Source organism: Sediminibacter sp. Hel_I_10 (assembly GCF_000688335.1).
Taxonomy (GTDB): domain Bacteria; phylum Bacteroidota; class Bacteroidia; order Flavobacteriales; family Flavobacteriaceae; genus Psychroserpens.
In genome coordinates this window covers 1480798-1500342 of record NZ_JHZX01000001.1, presented here as the reverse complement: position 1 = coordinate 1500342, position 19545 = coordinate 1480798, and the positions used below count along the sequence as shown (strand labels likewise).

The window sequence follows — 19545 nt, the reverse complement described above, 5'->3', positions numbered from 1 at the left end:
ATTCCAAAAATACATGCTAAAACAACAAGGACTTTATTGGCCAGAATTTGAACACGATAATTGTGGCGCAGGATTTATATGCAGTTTAAAAGGAAACACCTCTAATGGTATCATTCACAAGGCACTTGAAATCCTAGAAAAGTTAGAACATCGTGGTGCCGTGAGTTCTGATGGAAAAACCGGAGATGGTGCTGGTATTCTTATTGATATTCCTCACGTCTTTTTTGTTAAAAATTGTGATTTTCAATTGCCCGAAGCTGGAGCCTATGCTGTGAGCAATGTGTTTTTGCCAAGACGAGAAAACCAGCGGCAGTACTGTATTGATCAATTTGAAGCTAATATGAAGAGGCAAGGGCTTCAGGTTTTGGGTTGGCGTGATGTGCCTGTAGACTCATCGGTCATCGGGAAAATTGCCGCAGAAACCGAACCGTTTATAAAGCAGGTCTTTATAGGGAAATCCAATCCGGAGCAAACCGATTTCGATTTTAATCTAAAGTTATTTACCGCTAGAAAACAGACGGAACATCTCATCATTAACTCCAAATTATCAGAAAGTGGGTATTTCTATTTGCCGAGTCTTTCTACAAAAACCATTATTTTCAAAGGGCTTTTAATTCCCGAAGATATTAAACTGTATTATACCGATTTACAAGATCCAACCTTGGTCACCAGATTAGCTCTGGTACATCAACGATTTTCAACAAATACCTTCCCAACTTGGGATTTGGCTCAGCCATTTCGGTACATGTGCCATAATGGAGAAATAAATACGCTTAGAGGTAATGTGTCTCGTGTATTGTCTCGACAAGAATTAATGCAAAGCGATTGGTTTGGGGATGAGATTAAGAGCATTTTTCCCATTGTACTTCCCGGGAAATCAGATTCTGCATCTATGGATATGGTGGTCGAATTATTATTAATGACCGGCCGTTCTTTGCCAGAAGTGATGATGATGCTTGTGCCAGAAGCTTGGGAGCGAAATCCGGACATGTCTGAGGAGAAACGCGCCTTTTATGAATATAACTCTTGTGTGATGGAGCCTTGGGATGGCCCAGCATCCATTCCTTTTACCGATGGGGATTATATAGGAGCTGTATTGGATAGAAATGGGTTACGTCCTTCAAGGTACTCCGTCACTAAAGATGGGTTTGTAATCATGTCTTCGGAAACGGGCGTTATAGATATAGATCCTAAAAACATTGAATGTCACGGCCGCCTCGAGCCAGGAAAAATGTTCTTGGTTGATATGAATCAAGGACGCATTATTGACGATGAAGAAGTTAAAGCAGCTATTGTTTCTAAACACCCTTATAAAAAATGGTTAGATGAAAACTTAGTACATCTCTCCAATATTGCTGCAAAAGAAGGCCCGATTGAGCATGACGAAGATCCTTTGGCAAAACGTCAAATAGTTTTTGGTTACACTCAAGAAGACCTTAATATATTGATCAACCCAATGGCTCAAAATGCCAAGGATCCTATTGGTTCTATGGGAAATGATACACCAATTGCGGTATTGTCAGATCAACCGCAACTGATTTACAATTATTTCAAACAGTTATTTGCTCAAGTCACTAACCCGCCTTTAGATGGTATTCGGGAGAAGTTGATTACCGATATCAGTCTTACTTTGGGAGAAGATTTCAATCTGTTCGATATCAATGAGGCACAATGCCGAAAGCTTAAAATTCAGAATCCTGTGATCTCTAAACATGATTTGGATAAAATTAAGAATTACAAGAGTAACCCACATTTTGTGGTCACTACGATCCCTATCTTGTATGAAGTGGACAAGGGTTTGAATGAGTTGGAGAACGCTTTGCTCAATCTTGTGAAACAAGCCTCTAAAGCTATTGATAACGGCGGAAATATTATCATTTTATCTGATCGAGGCGTAAACGAAAAAATGGCGCCAATACCGGCATTAATGGCTTGCTCTTACGTAAATCATGAACTGTATAAAATAGGCAAACGTGCCAAGGTCAGTTTGATAATCGAGTCGGCCGAACCTCGTGAAGTACATCATTTTGCACTACTTTTTGGATATGGAGCAAGTGCGATTAACCCATACATCGTCAACGAAATTGTTTACGATCAAGTTGCTGAAAATGAAATTCAGGGCGTTGATTACCTTACGGCAATTAAAAATTACAATAAGGCCATTGGAATGGGTATTCTGAAGGTTATGAACAAAATTGGAATCTCAACCTTAAACTCATACCGAGGCTCTCAATTATTTGAGTGTGTTGGGTTAAATACTACCGTAGTCAATGCGTATTTTCCAAATACAGTCACAAGGCTTCAAGGTATTGGTTTGCGAGAAATTGAAAAGGAGGTTTCAAAACGACATAGAAAAGCCTATAAAACCGATAGTGTTGAGGCAGATTTGAATTTGGATTATGGCGGACAATACAAATGGAGACGCCATGGCGAAAAGCATGCCTTTAACCCTTTGACCGTTGCCAAATTACAAGAAGCGGTGCGTGGCAACAAGCATAAAACCTATCAAGAGTATTCAGAGTTGGTTAATGAACAAACCAAGCAACTCATGACCATACGTGGGTTATTTGAGTTTACCAATTATGATCCTATTGCCATTGAAGAAGTGGAGCCTTGGACTAAAATTGTCAAGAGATTTAAAACAGGCGCGATGTCTTACGGCTCTATCAGTAAAGAGGCTCATGAAAACTTGGCCATAGCGATGAACCGTATTGGAGGTAAAAGTAATTCTGGTGAAGGCGGCGAAGATGAAGATCGCTTTTACAAGCATGCTAATGGAGATTGGAGAAATTCAGCAATTAAACAAGTTGCTTCGGGGCGTTTTGGTGTAACGTCTAATTATTTGACCAATGCTTCAGAAATTCAAATAAAAATGGCCCAAGGGGCCAAACCTGGAGAGGGCGGTCAATTGCCGGGCCCTAAAGTAAACCCTGATATTGCGAAGACAAGAAACTCCACACCATATGTGGGGCTCATTTCACCTCCTCCACATCACGATATTTATTCTATTGAAGATTTATCGCAACTCATCTATGATCTAAAATCGGCCAATAGAGACGCAAGAATTAATGTGAAGCTCGTTTCCGAAGTAGGTGTAGGCACCGTTGCGGCTGGAGTGGCTAAAGCTAAAGGAGATGTCATTCTTATTTCGGGTCATGATGGTGGTACTGGTGCCTCGCCGTTAACCTCATTGAAACACGCTGGTTTACCATGGGAGCTTGGACTTGCCGAGGCACAACAAACGCTAGTGATGAATGATCTTAGAAATCGTGTGGTGTTGGAGTGTGACGGACAAATGAAAACAGGGCGGGATGTCGCCATCGCCTGTTTGTTGGGAGCCGAGGAATTTGGTTTTGCAACCGCACCCCTAGTAGCTTCTGGGTGTATTATGATGCGCGTTTGTCATCTTAATACATGTCCTGTAGGCATTGCCACCCAAAACCCAGAACTGCGTAAAAAGTTTGAAGGTAAGCCAGAGCACGTGGTCAATTTCATGTATTTTATTGCTCAAGAGCTCCGCGAAATCATGGCACAACTCGGTTTTAGAACGGTAGATGAAATGGTGGGCCAAGTTCAAAAATTGAACCGAAATAAAACGATTCAACATTATAAGACCTTAGGTTTAGACCTCTCACCAATTTTACATCAAGTACCTGTTCCAAAAGGAACAAAATTATACAATACGCAGTCTCAGGATCATGATCTAGAGAAGGCTTTAGATTTTAAAATCATTCGTAGAGCACATCCTGCGCTGTTCAGAAAAGAGAAAACGGTATTAGAATCAAAAATCACCAATAGAGATCGTGCCTTCGGTGCCATACTAAGTAATGAGATTTCTAAAATCTATGGAGCGCAAGGATTACCAGATAATACCTTAAAAATAAATTTCACAGGATCTGCCGGTCAGAGTTTTGGGGCATTCGCAACCAAGGGCTTAACGTTTGCGATTAATGGAAATTCTAATGATTACTTCGGAAAAGGGCTATCTGGCGCCAAGCTTATTGTTCAGGTGCCAGAGGAGGCAACCATCGTTCCTGAGGATAATATCATTATTGGCAACGTAGCCTTATACGGCGCCACTTCAGGAGAAGCTTATATTAACGGAAAGGCTGGAGAACGTTTTTGTGTTCGAAATTCTGGTGCACATGCAGTTGTAGAAGGCATTGGCGATCATGGCTGTGAATACATGACCGGTGGTAGGGCCGTTATATTGGGTGAAGTTGGCCGAAATTTCGGAGCAGGAATGAGTGGTGGTATTGCTTACGTTTATAACCCGAAAGGGACTTTTGAAAAAAACTGCAATACTGAAGGCTTAAATATAGATCCGGTGGAAGTGCCAGAGGATGTTTCAGAATTAAAAGCCTTAATAGAAAATCATTATAATGCTACCTTAAGTCCGTTGGCGCAACGTTTGTTAGAGAATTGGCAGAAGGAATTGCCAAAATTTGTAAAGGTACTTCCAGAAGAATACAAGCAAGCGTTAATACGATTGGAAGAAGAAAAAAAAGTAATTGTTTAATGAAAAGAGATTTTCGTTTTCACGGAAAATAATATGGGAAAAACAACAGGATTTTTAGAATATGAGCGTGCTGATGAGCCTTACGTAGCGGTTGAGCAGCGTGTAAAAAACTATAAGGAATTTACAATTCCGCTAGAAGAGAGCAAATTAAAAGATCAGGGTGCACGGTGTATGGATTGCGGGATTCCGTTTTGCCATAGTGGTTGTCCCTTAGGAAATCTTATTCCAGAGTTTAATGATAAGGTGTACAAAGGGCGTTGGAAAGAGGCAGCGCAAATTTTACATGCTACTAATAATTTTCCAGAATTTACGGGACGATTATGCCCTGCACCTTGCGAAGAGGCTTGTGTTTTAGGGATTAATGAAGACCCTGTGTCTATTGAAAATATCGAAAAGAATATTGTTGAACGGGCATTTGAAGAAGGATGGATTACTGCACATCCGCCAAAAACGAGAACTGGAAAAAAGGTAGCCGTAATTGGCTCTGGTCCGGCAGGTCTTGCTGCAGCTCAACAATTAAATCGTGCTGGCCATCACATTACGGTGTTTGAACGTGATGCTAAAGTTGGCGGACTCTTAAGATATGGCATTCCTGACTTTAAGATGGAAAAGCATGTTATCGATAGACGATTGAAGGTGTTAGAAGCTGAGGGCATAACCTTTAAAACAAACGCTGAAGTAGGAAAAAGTATGAGCGTCGAAACTATAAAAGCAGATTTTGATGCGGTGGTGCTATGTGGTGGTGCTACAGTAAGACGACCTATCCCTGTTAAGGGAAGTCATCTCAAAGGCGTGCACCAAGCCATGGAGTTTTTAAAACTCAATAACCAGTACGTCGATGGGCTTATTGAATTTGATAAAGTGATTTCTGCTAAAGATAAAAAGGTCATTGTCATTGGTGGAGGTGACACTGGTTCAGACTGTATAGGGACGTCCAACCGTCATGGGGCCGAATCGGTTATCAATTTTGAAATTTTAAGCAAACCTACCGAAGGCAGACCAGCAAATCAGCCTTGGCCGTACTGGCCAATGCGCTTAAAAACGACATCATCCCATAAAGAAGGCGTAGAGCGATTTTTTAGTGTGTCTACCAAAGAATTTTTAGGGGATAAAAACGGACATCTTACAGGGTTAAAAACCGTTGAGGTAGAATGGATTTTTAGAGAGGGCGAGCGTCCTGAGTTAAAAGAACTTCCTAATACCGAAAAACATTGGGACTGTGATATGGTATTGTTGGCCCTCGGTTTTACAGGAGCCGAAAAAACCTTGGCCGAGCAATTTGGTTTAGAGATGGATTTTAGAACCAACATCAAGGCCACAACTAAAGATTATGCTACAAACGTTAAGGGCATCTTTACCGCGGGAGATATGCGACGCGGGCAATCTCTTATTGTATGGGCTATTTCCGAAGGCCGTGAAGCGGCTTATCATGTAGACAGCTATTTGATGGGAAGTTCTAACTTACCTCAGAAGGATGAAGGCGATTTGCCGAGAGTTTAGAATTTAGAATCTTCGAAAGAGATACTTATATGGTATTTATGGGGGTGTAAATCTCAAAAAACCTATGGCTTAAGCTAATTAGCAGCATTTCTTTTGCCATAGTTTTATGACAGATTATTCTGATTAATTTACAGACTAACTTATATTTGGGTGTTGTATTAGATAATGTATATCTAAATAAAAACAAAAACCATGAAGTATAATATGTCTAATATGATGTGTTTGGGTGTGTATTTGTCGGATTTATCTGAAGAGGAATACACTCAAGTTCAAACTAAAATGAAACCCTCTGAAGCTATTCCTATGCCTTTGCTAAGTTGGGATATCTTTAGTCATCATTTTTTCAAAATACGTGAGGATCTAAAAATAGAAAATGATATTAAAATTGTAAAAACATTTGCAAAACAAAATCATTGGAAAAATGAAATTGATGTTATTTTCAAAAATCAGGATTTTGAAGCATTAATTATTACAGATTCAGAACAAAATATCATTTGGGTAAATGATGGGTTTAGTAAAATGACAGGATATTCTAAAGCATTTGCAGTTAACAAAAAACCATACTTCTTGCAAGGCAATGATACTTCAGAACAAACAAAAAACCGCATAAGAAAAGGGCTTACAGGAATAAAACCTTTTAAAGAAGTATTAACAAATTACCGAAAAGACAAATCCCCTTATGAATGTGAAGTCAAAATTATTCCTTTATATAATGAAAAGGTGACTCATTTTTTAGCAATAGAAAAAAGCATAGGATAAATTAAGCAAAGCCTTGATGCTTTAACTTAGTTATCTTCGGAAATGAATAAAATAAACTTCAGAATTGAATATAATCTTTATAGCTATTTCTATAGATGATTTTTTAATGAAGGAGTAGATCTACTCCTTATTGAACAATAAAATTTTGGCTTCCCTTATAAACGCATAGAATCGGGTTTTGATATAATTTCTTCTTTTGAGTAGGGTCTTAATACATAGAAATTATTTTTAAGAGGACATTTCTAAAAAATGACACCCATTTGAACATCATATTAAATAAGTGTTAAGTTTTTGAATTTCAGTAAAATACCTATATCAAACTACGGTTGGGTTTAGCGCAGCATTTACATGTTGCCAACATGACCTATTATAAACAAGTACATTCGTTATAAATACATTAAAGTCTTTCAGAATTTATAATGAACGAACTCAATAAATACAGTAAAACCGTAACTCAAGATCCCACGCAACCGGCAGCTCAGGCCATGTTGCACGCCATTGGTTTAACCAAAGCAGATTTTTATAAGCCCATTGTTGGTATTGCTAGTACAGGCTATGAAGGAAATCCCTGTAACATGCACTTAAATGATCTAGCGAAACTGGTTAAAAAAGGCACAACCAATGAAGATATTGTTGGTTTGATTTTTAATACTATTGGAGTTAGTGATGGCATTTCTATGGGAACACCCGGCATGCGTTATTCACTGCCTTCAAGAGATATTATAGCCGATTCTATGGAAACCGTGGTTCAAGCCATGAGTTACGACGGATTAGTTACGGTAGTAGGATGTGATAAAAATATGCCTGGGGCATTGATGGCGATGATTCGTTTAAATCGTCCGTCCATTTTAGTTTACGGTGGCACCATAGACTCAGGTTGCCACGAAGGGAAAAAGCTAGATGTTGTTTCTGCTTTTGAAGCCTGGGGAAGCAAGGTGGCTGGAACCATGAGTGAAACAGAGTATCAAAATATAGTAGAGAAAGCCTGTCCGGGTGCAGGAGCCTGTGGGGGCATGTACACTGCTAATACCATGGCTTCGGCTATAGAAGCCTTGGGGATGACCTTGCCCTTTAACTCTTCTAATCCTGCGTTAAGCGATGCTAAGCAAGAAGAATCTGTTAGAGCCGGAGAAGCGCTACGATTATTATTGGAGAAAGACATCAAGCCTTCAGATATCATTACCAGAAAATCACTTGAAAATGCTGTAAGATTGGTTACCATACTGGGTGGCTCTACAAATGCTGTACTTCATTTTTTAGCAATTGCAAGAGCAGCACAAATAGATTTTACACTTAAAGATTTTCAGGATATTAGTGACAATACGCCGTTTTTAGCGGATTTGAAACCAAGTGGAAAATACCTTATGGAAGATGTGCATGCTGTTGGAGGGATTCCTGCAGTTCTTAAATATTTACTGAAAAAAGGATTGATTCATGGCGATTGTTTAACCGTAACCGGAAAGACACTTGCTGAAAATCTATTGGATGTTGCTGATTTAGCCGAAGGGCAAGATATCATCAAGTCTATTGAACAGCCCATTAAGGTTTCTGGACATCTTAGAATGCTCTACGGAAATTTAGCAACCGAAGGCAGTGTCGCTAAAATTACTGGAAAAGAAGGCTTGAAATTTCAAGGAAAAGCAAAAGTATTTGAAGGGGAATATGCAGCCAATGACGGTATTCGTGATGGTAAAGTAGAGAAAGGTGATGTCGTGGTTATTAGGTATGAAGGTCCTAAAGGAGGCCCGGGAATGCCTGAGATGTTAAAACCAACGGCGGCCATTATGGGTGCAGGCCTTGGTAAAGAGGTAGCCTTAATTACAGACGGCAGATTCTCAGGAGGAACGCATGGTTTTGTTGTAGGGCATATCACTCCAGAAGCACAAGAAGGGGGAAACATTGCACTAATTAAAGATGGTGATATCATCATTATTGATGCTGAAACCAATACGATTAAGGTAGATGTTTCAGAAGAAGAACTCAACCAAAGAAGAGCGCAGTGGAAAGCTCCAGAATTAAAATTTAAACGTGGTGTATTATATAAGTATGCTAAAACGGTGTCTTCCGCCTCAATGGGCTGTGTTACCGATGAGTTTTAATTGATTTCTAAAGAAGAAATATAGTAACTAAAACTGGCTACCGTTTTGGAGTTGGTGAAAAAATGAGATTCCCAAGTATTAGGGGTATAGCGTATGAAAGAAGCACAAACTATAAAACCAGAAACTAACAACACAAAGGTAACAGAGCGTATGTCTGGTAGCGAAGCCATTATTAGATGTCTTTTAGCAGAAGGGGTAGACATTATTTACGGATATCCTGGTGGTGCCATCATGCCTGTCTATGATGAGTTGTATAAGTACCAAGATCAAATCCATCACGTGTTGACGCGTCATGAACAAGGGGCTACCCATGCCGCACAAGGGTATGCTCGTATTTCAGGAAAAGTGGGTGTAGCCATTGCAACTTCGGGTCCTGGAGCTACCAATTTGATAACCGGTATTGCCGATGCGCAAATAGATAGTACACCTATGGTTTGCATTACAGGCCAAGTAGGCTCTCATTTATTGGGAAGTGATGCATTTCAAGAAACAGATATCGTAGGCATCTCTACACCTGTGACCAAATGGAACCATCAAATAACAAAAGCTTCAGAAATACCAGAAGTGTTGGCAAAGGCTTTTTATATCGCGAAAAGCGGAAGACCGGGTCCCGTTTTGGTAGACATTACTAAAGATGCTCAGTTTGAACAATTTGATTTTACATATGAAAAGTGTACAGGAATTAGAAGTTATAAGCCTGTGCCAAAAACTAATACAGCCGATCTAGAAGCTGCTGCCAAATTGATCAATAGTGCCAAAAAACCACTGATTGTTTGGGGACAAGGTGTGATTCTTGGCGAAGCAGAAGAAGAGTTTAAAGCAGTTATTGAAAAAGCAGGCATTCCATCGGCTTGGACCATATTAGGAGCGTCAGCCATCCCCACGTCACACCCTTTAAATGTTGGTATGGTGGGGATGCATGGTAATTATGCGCCAAATGTACTCACTAATGAATGTGATGTGCTTATTGCCATCGGGATGCGATTTGACGATAGGGTTACTGGTAATTTAGCATCTTACGCCAAACAAGCTAAAATCATTCATTTTGAAATAGATCCAGCCGAGGTGGATAAAAACGTAAAAACAGATATCGCGGTTCTCGGGAATTCAAAAGAGAGTCTTAAAGCCATTTTGCCTTTATTGAATACCAATTCCCACTCTGAATGGCATCAAAAATTCAAAGATTTGTATGCCATTGAGTTTGAAAAAGTAATTAAAGGCGATTTACATCCCACCAAAGAAGGGCTTACCATGGGAGAGGTCTTAAAAGAAATAAATATACAAACCAAAGGAGAGGCCGCCATTGTGAGTGATGTAGGTCAGCACCAAATGGTAGCATGCCGATACGCCAATTTTAATGTTACTAAAAGTAATATCACTTCTGGTGGATTGGGTACTATGGGCTTTGCACTGCCCGCTGCAATTGGTGCAAAAATGGCAGCTCCAGGTCGTGAAGTGATCGCCATTATTGGAGATGGTGGTTATCAAATGACCATACAAGAATTGGGCACTATATTTCAGCAGAAAACGCCTGTAAAAATTGTGGTTTTGAATAACGAATTCCTCGGAATGGTACGCCAATGGCAGCAGTTGTTTTTTGAAAGACGATATGCTTCTACTGAAATGGTCAATCCAGATTTTGTAGCCATTGCGAAAGGATATCATATTGAAGCAAATAAAGTGACCGATCGGAAGGATCTGAAATCGGCGATCAAAACAATGATCGATCACGATGGTCCTTACTTTTTAGAAGTGAGAGTAGAAAAAGAGGGTAATGTTTTTCCAATGATTCCAACTGGAGCAAGTGTCTCTGAAATGCGATTGGAATAAGTTAAAGCAAAGATCGATTACACATAGATTGAAGTAAAAGCAGAAAACAGATGAGTGAAGCACAAGAGCAATTATATACCGTTTCTATTTATACAGAAAACAACATTGGGTTATTAAACCGTATTTCAGCGATCTTTCAAAGACGTCACATCAATATCGAAAGTATAAATTCTTCGGTTTCAGAAATTGAACAGGTCTCCAAATGGACCATTGTTGTGAAACTTTCCGAAGAACGTATGAAAAAAATTATCGGACAGATAGAAAAACAGGTAGAGGTCATTAAAGCCTTTTACCATAACGAGGAGGATATTATTTATTTAGAATCCTGTATGTTCAAGATTAGATCAGGTTTGTTGTTTGATGAGCGTCAAATTCAAAATATCATAAAAGATAGTAGTGCTCGCATTGTAACGGTTAACAAAGAGTTTTTTGTTATTGAAAAATCTGGTAGAAAAGAGGAAATAGATCTTTTGTATAGGGAGATAAGCGCTTTCGGGATCATGCAATTTACCCGTTCGGGCCGTATTGCAGTAACCAAAGATGAAATGAAGATTTCGGCAATGCTTAAGGAGTCATTTTCAGCTTAATTTAGGTTCATAAAACAAATTCATAGAAGCGCAGACGAGGATTAAAATTTCCGAAGTTTCGCTTAATAAAATCATTCAGAAAAAATAAAATCATGTCAAATTATTTCAACAGTTTATCATTAAGAGCACAATTAGAGCAATTGGGCAAATGTCGTTTTATGGAAGCTTCAGAGTTTGAAGATGGAGTAGATGCTTTAAAAGGAAAGAAAATTGTGATTGTTGGTTGTGGCGCTCAAGGTTTAAATCAAGGTTTAAACATGAGAGACTCAGGACTTGACATCTCTTATGCATTGCGTCAAGCGGCTATCGATGAAAAACGTGATTCTTATAACAATGCGACCTCTAATGATTTTAAGGTGGGCACTTATGAAGAGTTGATCCCTACTGCCGATGTGGTATTAAATCTTACGCCAGATAAACAGCATTCTATGGTGGTAAAAGCCGTGATGCCATTAATGAAAAAAGGCGCTACATTGAGTTATTCGCACGGATTTAACATTGTTGAGGAAGGCACAAAAGTACGTGAGGATTTGACTGTGATCATGGTGGCTCCAAAATGCCCTGGAACAGAGGTGCGCGAAGAGTATAAACGTGGTTTTGGCGTGCCAACTTTAATTGCTGTACATCCAGAAAATGATCCTGAACAAAAAGGATGGGATCAGGCCAAGGCTTATGCTGCAGCAACTGGAGGGCATAGAGCGGGAGTTTTACAATCTTCTTTTATTGCAGAGGTCAAATCAGATTTAATGGGAGAGCAAACCATTTTGTGTGGCTTGTTACAAACAGGTGCTATCTTGTCTTTTGATAAAATGGTGGCAGAAGGTATTGCGCCAGATTATGCGGCGAAACTCATTCAATACGGTTGGGAAACCATTACCGAGGCGTTAAAACATGGCGGCATTACCAATATGATGGATCGATTATCTAACCCGGCAAAAATTAAGGCCTATCAACTTTCCGAAGAATTAAAAGACATCATGCGTCCACTTTTTGAAAAACACATGGACGATATTATATCTGGTCACTTTTCTAAAACCATGATGGAAGATTGGGCAAATGACGACGCCAACCTCTTGAAATGGCGGGCGGCAACTGGAGAAACTGCTTTTGAGAAAACAGGGTTAACGCCTAGTCATATATCAGAACAAGAGTACTTTGATCATGGTGTGCTCTTAGTGGCTTTTGTGAAATCTGGTGTAGAGTTGGCTTTTGAAACTATGGTTAGCGCAGGAATTATTGAAGATTCTGCGTATTATGAATCACTTCATGAATTGCCATTAATTGCAAATACCATTGCTAGAAAGAAACTTTTTGAAATGAATCGCGTCATTTCTGATACCGCAGAATACGGCTGTTATTTATTTGATCATGATTGCAAACCGTTGTTGGCAGATTTTATGCAAACCGTAGATACCTCTGTTATTGGTAAGCCGTTTACACAGGCTAACGGCGTTGATAATTTGGAGCTAATTGCTGTCAATGATGCCATTAGAAATCATCCTATTGAGTCCGTAGGTAAGCGTTTACGTGCAGCAATGACTGCAATGAAGGTGATTAAGCAAGAAGATTATACCACAAAAGCTTCTGTATTGGCTTAGGTCGCTATTTATAGGCCAAACCATTTTTAAAACCTTCTCATAGATTATAACATTTGCATAGATCCCGTCAATGGAATTAAAAACAACATACCATCCCACTTTAGCATCCATAGAGGCAGCCGCCATAAAATTAGAAGGCATTGCATCGGTCACACCATTGATGGCCAACATGCAGTACTCTAGACTTTACGAGAGCAACGTTCTTTTTAAAAGAGAAGATTTGCAGCAAGTGCGTTCTTATAAAATAAGAGGGGCTTACAATAAAATGTCTTCTTTATCTGCTTCGGAAATTGAAAATGGAATTGTATGCGCCAGTGCGGGCAACCACGCGCAAGGTGTTGCACTATCGTGCAAACTTTTGAAGATTAAAGGCACCATTTTTATGCCTGTACCAACACCCAATCAAAAGATAGAACAGGTGAAGTTCTTTGGCGAAGATTATATTGAAGTCGTCTTAGAGGGCGATACTTACGATGATGCGTATCACGCCGCCATGTTGCAATGCGAGGAGTTAAATAAGACGTTTATCAATCCGTTTAATGATGAAAAGGTCATTGAAGGGCAGGCTACAGTTGGTTTAGAAATTATAGATCAAGCCATTCAACACCCTATCCACTATGTTTTTGTACCAGTTGGTGGTGGTGGATTGTCTGCGGGATTATCCTCTGTATTTAAAGAGTTGTCTCCACAAACAAAGATTATTGGCGTTGAGCCAAAAGGCGCGCCTTCTATGTCTACCTCAATTAAAAATAAACGCAATACAGAGCTCAGACAGATCGAGAGTTTTGTAGACGGCGCTGCTGTGAAACGCGTTGGAGACATGAACTTTGAGATTTGTAGAGAAAATTTACATGATGTCATTACTGTTGATGAGGGGCATATCTGCCAAACCATTTTAGATTTATACAATAAGGAGGCCATTGTCGTAGAACCTGCAGGCGCCATGAGCATTGCAGCTTTAGAGCATTATTCCGAAGAAATTAAAGGCAAAAATGTGGTTTGTATCGTTAGTGGCAGTAATAATGATATTACCAGAACTGCCGAAATCAAAGAGCGCGCATTGATTTACGCGAATCTCAAGCATTATTTTATTATTAAATTCCCGCAAAGAGCAGGAGCACTAAGAGAATTTGTTGTAGAAATACTAGGCCCTAACGATGATATCACCCACTTTGAATATACCAAAAAAACCAATCGGGAAAACGGAGCGGCTGTAGTTGGTTTAGAACTTAAAGACGCAAAGGATTTGGAACCGCTCATCACCAAAATGAAATTGCGTAAATTTTATGGAGATTATCTTAATGATAAACCAGATCTGTTTCAGTTTTTAGTATAATTGAGAGCTTCGAAACACCAGAAAGAGATTGAGACTGTTGCATGATGTTCAGTTTTTTAATGATAAAACGGCATTTTATTAAACTTTCATTAAATCTGATTAGAAAACAGATCAAGTATCGATTTAATTTATAATTTAGTAATATGATATTCCAGAAAAATAGAAATAGGTTGTTATTCCCCAAACGCTCCAGGTCATGTGAGCTACGTCGCTAATACTTGAAAATTAAGTTTTTAGTATAACCTTTTTTTATTTTTTACTTTTTGAAATACCTTTTACAAATACCATCCTTAGAATATCATTTTAGAAAGCATCTAACTATCGCTTTTCTAAATTTTAGTACCCTGCGTCGCCCGTAAGGGTTATGCGTATTTATAGGAATTAGGTGTGTCCATTTCCAATTTCAAAAACAATCCAATACATAAAAATTTAAATTAATTCAACAATGGAAATTGTTATTGCCAATAAATCGCATAGCGTTTATGCAGAGCTCATTTGTAATACCATTGCAGAAGCCGCTCAAGTACGAGGTACTGGCATTGCTAAGCGTAAACCAGAATACATCATTACTAAGATGGAAAACGGTAATGCTGTGATTGCCCTAGACGGAGATAAATTTGCTGGCTTTTGCTATATCGAAGCTTGGAGTCATGGAAAATTTGTAGCCAATTCAGGTCTCATCGTTCATCCAGATTTTAGAAACATTGGTTTGGCCAAACAGATCAAGCAGAAAATATTTGATCATTCTAGGACAAAGTTTCCAGAAGCTAAGGTATTTAGTATTACCACAGGCTTAGCGGTTATGAAAATGAATAGTGATTTGGGCTATAAACCCGTCACGTTTTCAGAGCTTACAGATGATCAAACCTTTTGGAACGGTTGCCAAACCTGTAAAAATTACGATGTTTTACAGCGTACAGACCAAAAAATGTGCCTTTGTACAGGGATGTTATATGATCCTTTGAAACAAAAAGCACCCGGAAGTCAAGAGCATGTTTATGATAAAAAGGTTTGGACACGGTTAAAAAACATCAAACAATCCATGTTTTTAAAGAAAGACAAGAAATGAAAAAATTAGTTTTAGCCTATAGTGGCGGTTTAGATACATCCTACTGTGCAGTAAGTTTAAGTAAAGCAGGTTATGAGGTACACGCGGTAAGCGTCAATACTGGTGGTTTTACAGATGAAGATATTGAAAATATTGAAGCAAATGCCTATAAAATGGGCGTCTCCACTTATAAGAATATTGCCGCAGTGAGCTCCTATTATCAAAAGGTCGTAAAGTTTTTAATCTTCGGAAATGTGCTTAAAAACAACACCTATCCCTTATCTGTAAGTGCAGAACGTATCATACAGGCCATAGAAATTATTGAGTATGCCAAAAGTATCGATGCAGAATACATAGCCCATGGAAGCACGGGAGCAGGAAATGATCAAGTACGATTTGACATGATCTTTCAAACCTTGGCGCCACACATAAAAATAATAACACCTATTAGGGACCAAAAACTGGCCAGACAAGCAGAGATTGATTATTTGAAAGATAATGGTGTGGATATGTCCTGGGACAAAGCAAAGTATTCTGTCAATAAAGGGCTTTGGGGTACCAGTGTTGGAGGAGAGGAAACCCTAACTTCAGAAAAACCTTTGCCAGACACAGCCTATCCTTCACAATTAAAACATTCTGATCCAGAGAAGGTGGTTTTGCGTTTCCTTAAAGGAGAGTTGGTTGCTGTTAATGGCGTTGAAAACAATCCTGAAGTGAATATTGAGGTACTTAATGATCTGGCTTCTGCATACGCCATAGGGAGAGATATTCACGTGGGTGATACCATTGTAGGGATCAAGGGACGAGTTGGTTTTGAGGCCCCCGCTGCTTTAATTACTATTAAAGCGCATCATTTATTAGAGAAACATACGCTAACGAAATGGCAATTGCAACATAAGGAGTATTTGGCTAGTTTTTACGGGATGCATTTGCACGAAGGCCAATATTTGGATCCCGTAATGCGAAATATGGAAGCCTTTTTTCAAAGTAGCCAGGAGCAAGTTTCTGGTGAGGTCATTGTTACCCTCAAGCCGTATCACTTTTCTTTAGATGGTATCAGGTCTGATCATGATCTTATGAGCGCTAAGTTTGGAAGTTATGGAGAGATGAATACCGGTTGGACGGCCGATGAAGCCAAAGGATTTATTAAAATCTTCGGAAATCAAAATAAAATTTACCACCAAGTCAATCGAGAATCATGATAGAAGCAGGCATCATTGGGGGCGCAGGATACACCGCAGGAGAATTGATTAGGCTATTGCTAAATCATAACGAGGTACATATCGATTTTGTGTTTAGTACATCTAACGCCGGAAATAAAATTAGCAGCATTCACCAAGATCTGTTAGGGGCTTTCGATTTGGAGTTTACGAGTTCTATAAATACAGAGGTTGAGGTCCTTTTCTTGTGCTTGGGTCATGGAAATTCCACTAACTTTTTAGCGAGACATCAATTTTCGGCAAGAACGAGGATCATTGATTTGAGTAATGATTTTAGGTTACAAGCAGATTGCCATTTTCAAAATAAGAACTTTGTGTATGGTTTGCCCGAATTGCAAAAGGAGGTCATTTCAAACGCGACATATATCGCAAATCCAGGATGTTTTGCTACTGCAATTCAATTGGCATTACTGCCGTTGGCCTCATCTGGACTTTTAAAAAAGGATGTTCATGTTAATGCTGTAACAGGAGCTACTGGAGCAGGTACGGCACTTTCAGAAACAACACATTTTACATGGCGGGATAATAATTTTTCGCATTATAAACCTTTTACGCATCAGCATTTAGGTGAGATTCGGCAAACAGTGCAGCAATTGCAAAGTGATTTTGAAGGAGCGGTTCATTTTATGCCGAATCGAGGTAATTTTTCCAGAGGGATTTTTGCAACGGCCTACACGTCTTATAACGGCACTTTAAAAGATGCCAGATCACTTTATGATCAGTATTATGAGAATGCGGCTTTTACGCTCATTTCAGAAGAAGACATCCATTTAAAGCAAGTGGTCAATACAAACAATTGTATCCTGCATTTGCACAAGCATGAGGATACATTATTGGTTACAAGTATTATTGATAATTTGCTGAAAGGCGCATCTGGGCAAGCCGTTCAGAATATGAACTTGATGTTCGATTTTGAAGAGGCCGAAGGGCTTCGATTAAAGGCCAATTACTTTTAGAGCGATAAGCTTTAAGTTCAGAAGCAGGACAATTAGAACGATTCGTTTAATTAAATTATAGCCGTGGAGTCGGCCATTAAGATGAAAATAGCCATTATAGGTACCGGAAATTTAGGCAAGTCTATTGCAAAAGGCTTAATTACAAATAATGCCATAACGACGTTATATCTTACGAAACGACATTTGGAAAGCATTTCAGATTTAGACGGTTATAAAAATGTAAGCTTAACTACAGATAATACAGAAGCGGTTCAAAAATCAGACATTCTGATTTTTGCGATACAACCAGCTCATTTCGAAGTGATTTTGAATGAGATAAAGCCACATTTAACAGAGAAACATGTGTTAATCTCCGCCGTTACCGGATTTGGTATTTCTAAAATTGAAGCTGTTGTTGGTACCGATACTTCTATAATTAGAGCCATGCCAAATACAGCTATTGCGGTGGGGAAATCGATGACCTGTCTTTGTAGTAATCAACAAGGCGCAAAACGCATTAAGATCGCAGAGGCCATTTTTAATCGGTTAGGGCACAGTTTGGCCATTCCAGAATCTCAGATGCAAGCAGCAACAGTAGTTTGCGCAAGTGGGATTGCTTTTTGGATGCGTCTCATTCGCGCCACTACTCAAGCCGCTATTCAGTTGGGTTTTGATGCCAAAGAAGCTCAAGAATTGGCCATGTTTACCAGTGAAGGTGCAGCGAGTTTGTTAATCGCAAACGGCAAACATCCAGAGGAAGAAATTGATCGAGTTACAACACCAAAAGGTTGCACTATTGAAGGTTTAAATGAAATGGAGCATAAGGGCTTAAGTTCTTCGTTAATACAAGGGATGATTGCCTCTTACCATAAAATCAGTACTATTAAAAAAGAGCAGATGTAATATGTGTTTCTACTTAGCTGAAACGTTTAAGAGCAGAAGACAGAATTAAATAAAAAACAATAATGAGTCTATTTAATGTATATCCGTTATACGATGTAACGCCAACCAGAGCAAGGGATGTCTATGTATATGATGAAAAGGGCCTTGAGTATCTCGATTTGTATGGCGGTCATGCCGTGATTTCTATTGGCCATTCGCATCCAAAATACGTTGAAGCTATTTGTAAGCAAGTGGCAACCTTAGGCTTTTATAGCAATGCCATACAAAATCCATTACAAGAGCAATTGGCCGATCGGTTGGAGCATCTTTCAGGGTGTAAAGACTATCAATTATTTATGTGTAGTTCTGGTGCTGAAGCCAACGAAAACGCTCTAAAATTAGCTTCATTTCACAATCAAAAATCTAAAATTTCAGCATTTCATAATTCATTTCATGGTCGAACGTCTGCAGCTGTTGCGGCTACCGATAACCCTAAAATTGTGGCCCCATTAAATGCGCAGCAACACGTAGACTTTGTTGCTTTGGGAGACTTGACAGCAGTAGAGACCATTTTAAAAGCGAATGAAACTTGTGCGGTTATAGTGGAATGTATTCAAGGTGTTGGCGGATTGGATCAGAGCACTTCCGAATTTTATCAAGGGCTACAAGCACTATGTAAAACCTATAATACGGCTTTTATTGCAGATGAGGTACAATCGGGTTTTGGCCGAACTGGCGATTTTTTTGCATTTCAAAAACACGGCCTAGAGCCAGATATCATTTCTATTGCAAAGGGGATGGGTAACGGCTTTCCAGTTGGAGGTATTTTAATTCACCCATCAATCAAAGCTTCTTTTGGGTTATTGGGTACTACTTTTGGTGGAAATCATCTGGCCTGTGTTGCAGCATTATCGGTTTTAGAAGTCTTAGAAACAGAAGATTTGATGACAAATGCTGAGGAGATGTCTGCTTACTTTATTAATCAGGCAGAAGGTCTACCGCATTTAAAAAGTATCAAAGGTCGGGGGTTAATGCTCGGCCTCGAATTTGATTTTCCAGTTGCAGAATTGAGAAAGCGTTTAATTTATGAGCATATGATGTTTACGGGTAGTGCTAAAAATGCAAATTTAATACGCATTTTGCCACCTTTAACCATTCAGAAAAAACATATAGACGCCTTTTTTGCCGCCCTAAATAGGGAATTACAGAACTTATAATTTATTTAGAGTACT

13 protein-coding genes are annotated in these 19545 nt (G+C 39.2%); all 13 read left to right on the top strand.

The window, feature by feature from the left end; all coding sequences use genetic code 11:
• Nucleotides 1–13 precede the first annotated feature (13 nt).
• A complete protein-coding gene (gene gltB, locus P176_RS0106740; protein WP_026753986.1) occupies nt 14–4519 on the top strand; it encodes a glutamate synthase large subunit in 4506 nt (1501 codons plus the stop codon).
• Between the two features lie 33 nt (nt 4520–4552).
• Entirely contained in the window at nt 4553–6019 is a 1467-nt protein-coding gene (locus tag P176_RS0106735; protein WP_026753985.1) for a glutamate synthase subunit beta, read from the top strand.
• Nucleotides 6020–6211: 192 nt separating this feature from the next.
• Complete coding sequence (locus tag P176_RS0106730; RefSeq protein WP_026753984.1) at nt 6212–6778, top strand: PAS domain-containing protein; 567 nt, start codon at nt 6212–6214, stop codon at nt 6776–6778.
• 419 nt (nt 6779–7197) lie between these two features.
• A complete protein-coding gene (gene ilvD / locus P176_RS0106725) occupies nt 7198–8877 on the top strand; it encodes a dihydroxy-acid dehydratase (protein ID WP_026753983.1) in 1680 nt (559 codons plus the stop codon).
• Nucleotides 8878–8970: 93 nt separating this feature from the next.
• A complete protein-coding gene (gene ilvB, locus P176_RS0106720; RefSeq protein ID WP_026753982.1) occupies nt 8971–10707 on the top strand; it encodes a biosynthetic-type acetolactate synthase large subunit in 1737 nt (578 codons plus the stop codon).
• A 50-nt stretch (nt 10708–10757) separates the two neighbouring features.
• Nucleotides 10758–11294, top strand: coding sequence for an acetolactate synthase small subunit (ilvN, locus tag P176_RS0106715; RefSeq protein WP_026753981.1), 537 nt, complete (start codon nt 10758–10760; stop codon nt 11292–11294).
• 92 nt (nt 11295–11386) lie between these two features.
• Nucleotides 11387–12892, top strand: a complete 1506-nt coding sequence (gene ilvC / locus P176_RS0106710) for a ketol-acid reductoisomerase (RefSeq protein WP_026753980.1) — start codon at nt 11387–11389, stop codon at nt 12890–12892.
• 70 nt (nt 12893–12962) lie between these two features.
• Nucleotides 12963–14228 carry a threonine ammonia-lyase IlvA gene (ilvA, locus tag P176_RS0106705; RefSeq protein WP_026753979.1) on the top strand — a complete coding sequence of 422 codons (1266 nt, stop codon included), beginning with the start codon at nt 12963–12965 and terminating at the stop codon, nt 14226–14228.
• Nucleotides 14229–14673: 445 nt separating this feature from the next.
• Entirely contained in the window at nt 14674–15297 is a 624-nt protein-coding gene (locus P176_RS0106700; protein ID WP_026753978.1) for a GNAT family N-acetyltransferase, read from the top strand.
• Nucleotides 15294–16478 carry an argininosuccinate synthase gene (locus P176_RS0106695; protein WP_026753977.1) on the top strand — a complete coding sequence of 395 codons (1185 nt, stop codon included), beginning with the start codon at nt 15294–15296 and terminating at the stop codon, nt 16476–16478. The genes P176_RS0106700 and P176_RS0106695 overlap by 4 nt, the downstream gene beginning before the upstream one ends.
• Nucleotides 16475–17452, top strand: coding sequence for an N-acetyl-gamma-glutamyl-phosphate reductase (gene argC / locus P176_RS0106690; protein WP_026753976.1), 978 nt, complete (start codon nt 16475–16477; stop codon nt 17450–17452). Before P176_RS0106695 ends, argC begins: the two co-directional genes overlap by 4 nt.
• Nucleotides 17453–17533: 81 nt before the next feature.
• Complete coding sequence (proC, locus tag P176_RS0106685) at nt 17534–18334, top strand: pyrroline-5-carboxylate reductase (RefSeq protein WP_026753975.1); 801 nt, start codon at nt 17534–17536, stop codon at nt 18332–18334.
• A 62-nt stretch (nt 18335–18396) separates the two neighbouring features.
• Nucleotides 18397–19530 carry an aspartate aminotransferase family protein gene (locus tag P176_RS0106680; protein WP_026753974.1) on the top strand — a complete coding sequence of 378 codons (1134 nt, stop codon included), beginning with the start codon at nt 18397–18399 and terminating at the stop codon, nt 19528–19530.
• Nucleotides 19531–19545 lie beyond the last annotated feature (15 nt).

What these genes read in the sequence shown, in the direction of transcription:
- gltB (WP_026753986.1), top strand. Translation starts at nt 14, where the DNA reads ATGCTAAAACAACAAGGACTTTATTGGCCAGAATTTGAACACGATAAT.
- P176_RS0106735 (WP_026753985.1), top strand. Translation starts at nt 4,553, where the DNA reads ATGGGAAAAACAACAGGATTTTTAGAATATGAGCGTGCTGATGAGCCT.
- P176_RS0106730 (WP_026753984.1), top strand. Translation starts at nt 6,212, where the DNA reads ATGAAGTATAATATGTCTAATATGATGTGTTTGGGTGTGTATTTGTCG.
- ilvD (WP_026753983.1), top strand. Translation starts at nt 7,198, where the DNA reads ATGAACGAACTCAATAAATACAGTAAAACCGTAACTCAAGATCCCACG.
- ilvB (WP_026753982.1), top strand. Translation starts at nt 8,971, where the DNA reads ATGAAAGAAGCACAAACTATAAAACCAGAAACTAACAACACAAAGGTA.
- ilvN (WP_026753981.1), top strand. Translation starts at nt 10,758, where the DNA reads ATGAGTGAAGCACAAGAGCAATTATATACCGTTTCTATTTATACAGAA.
- ilvC (WP_026753980.1), top strand. Translation starts at nt 11,387, where the DNA reads ATGTCAAATTATTTCAACAGTTTATCATTAAGAGCACAATTAGAGCAA.
- ilvA (WP_026753979.1), top strand. Translation starts at nt 12,963, where the DNA reads ATGGAATTAAAAACAACATACCATCCCACTTTAGCATCCATAGAGGCA.
- P176_RS0106700 (WP_026753978.1), top strand. Translation starts at nt 14,674, where the DNA reads ATGGAAATTGTTATTGCCAATAAATCGCATAGCGTTTATGCAGAGCTC.
- P176_RS0106695 (WP_026753977.1), top strand. Translation starts at nt 15,294, where the DNA reads ATGAAAAAATTAGTTTTAGCCTATAGTGGCGGTTTAGATACATCCTAC.
- argC (WP_026753976.1), top strand. Translation starts at nt 16,475, where the DNA reads ATGATAGAAGCAGGCATCATTGGGGGCGCAGGATACACCGCAGGAGAA.
- proC (WP_026753975.1), top strand. Translation starts at nt 17,534, where the DNA reads ATGAAAATAGCCATTATAGGTACCGGAAATTTAGGCAAGTCTATTGCA.
- P176_RS0106680 (WP_026753974.1), top strand. Translation starts at nt 18,397, where the DNA reads ATGAGTCTATTTAATGTATATCCGTTATACGATGTAACGCCAACCAGA.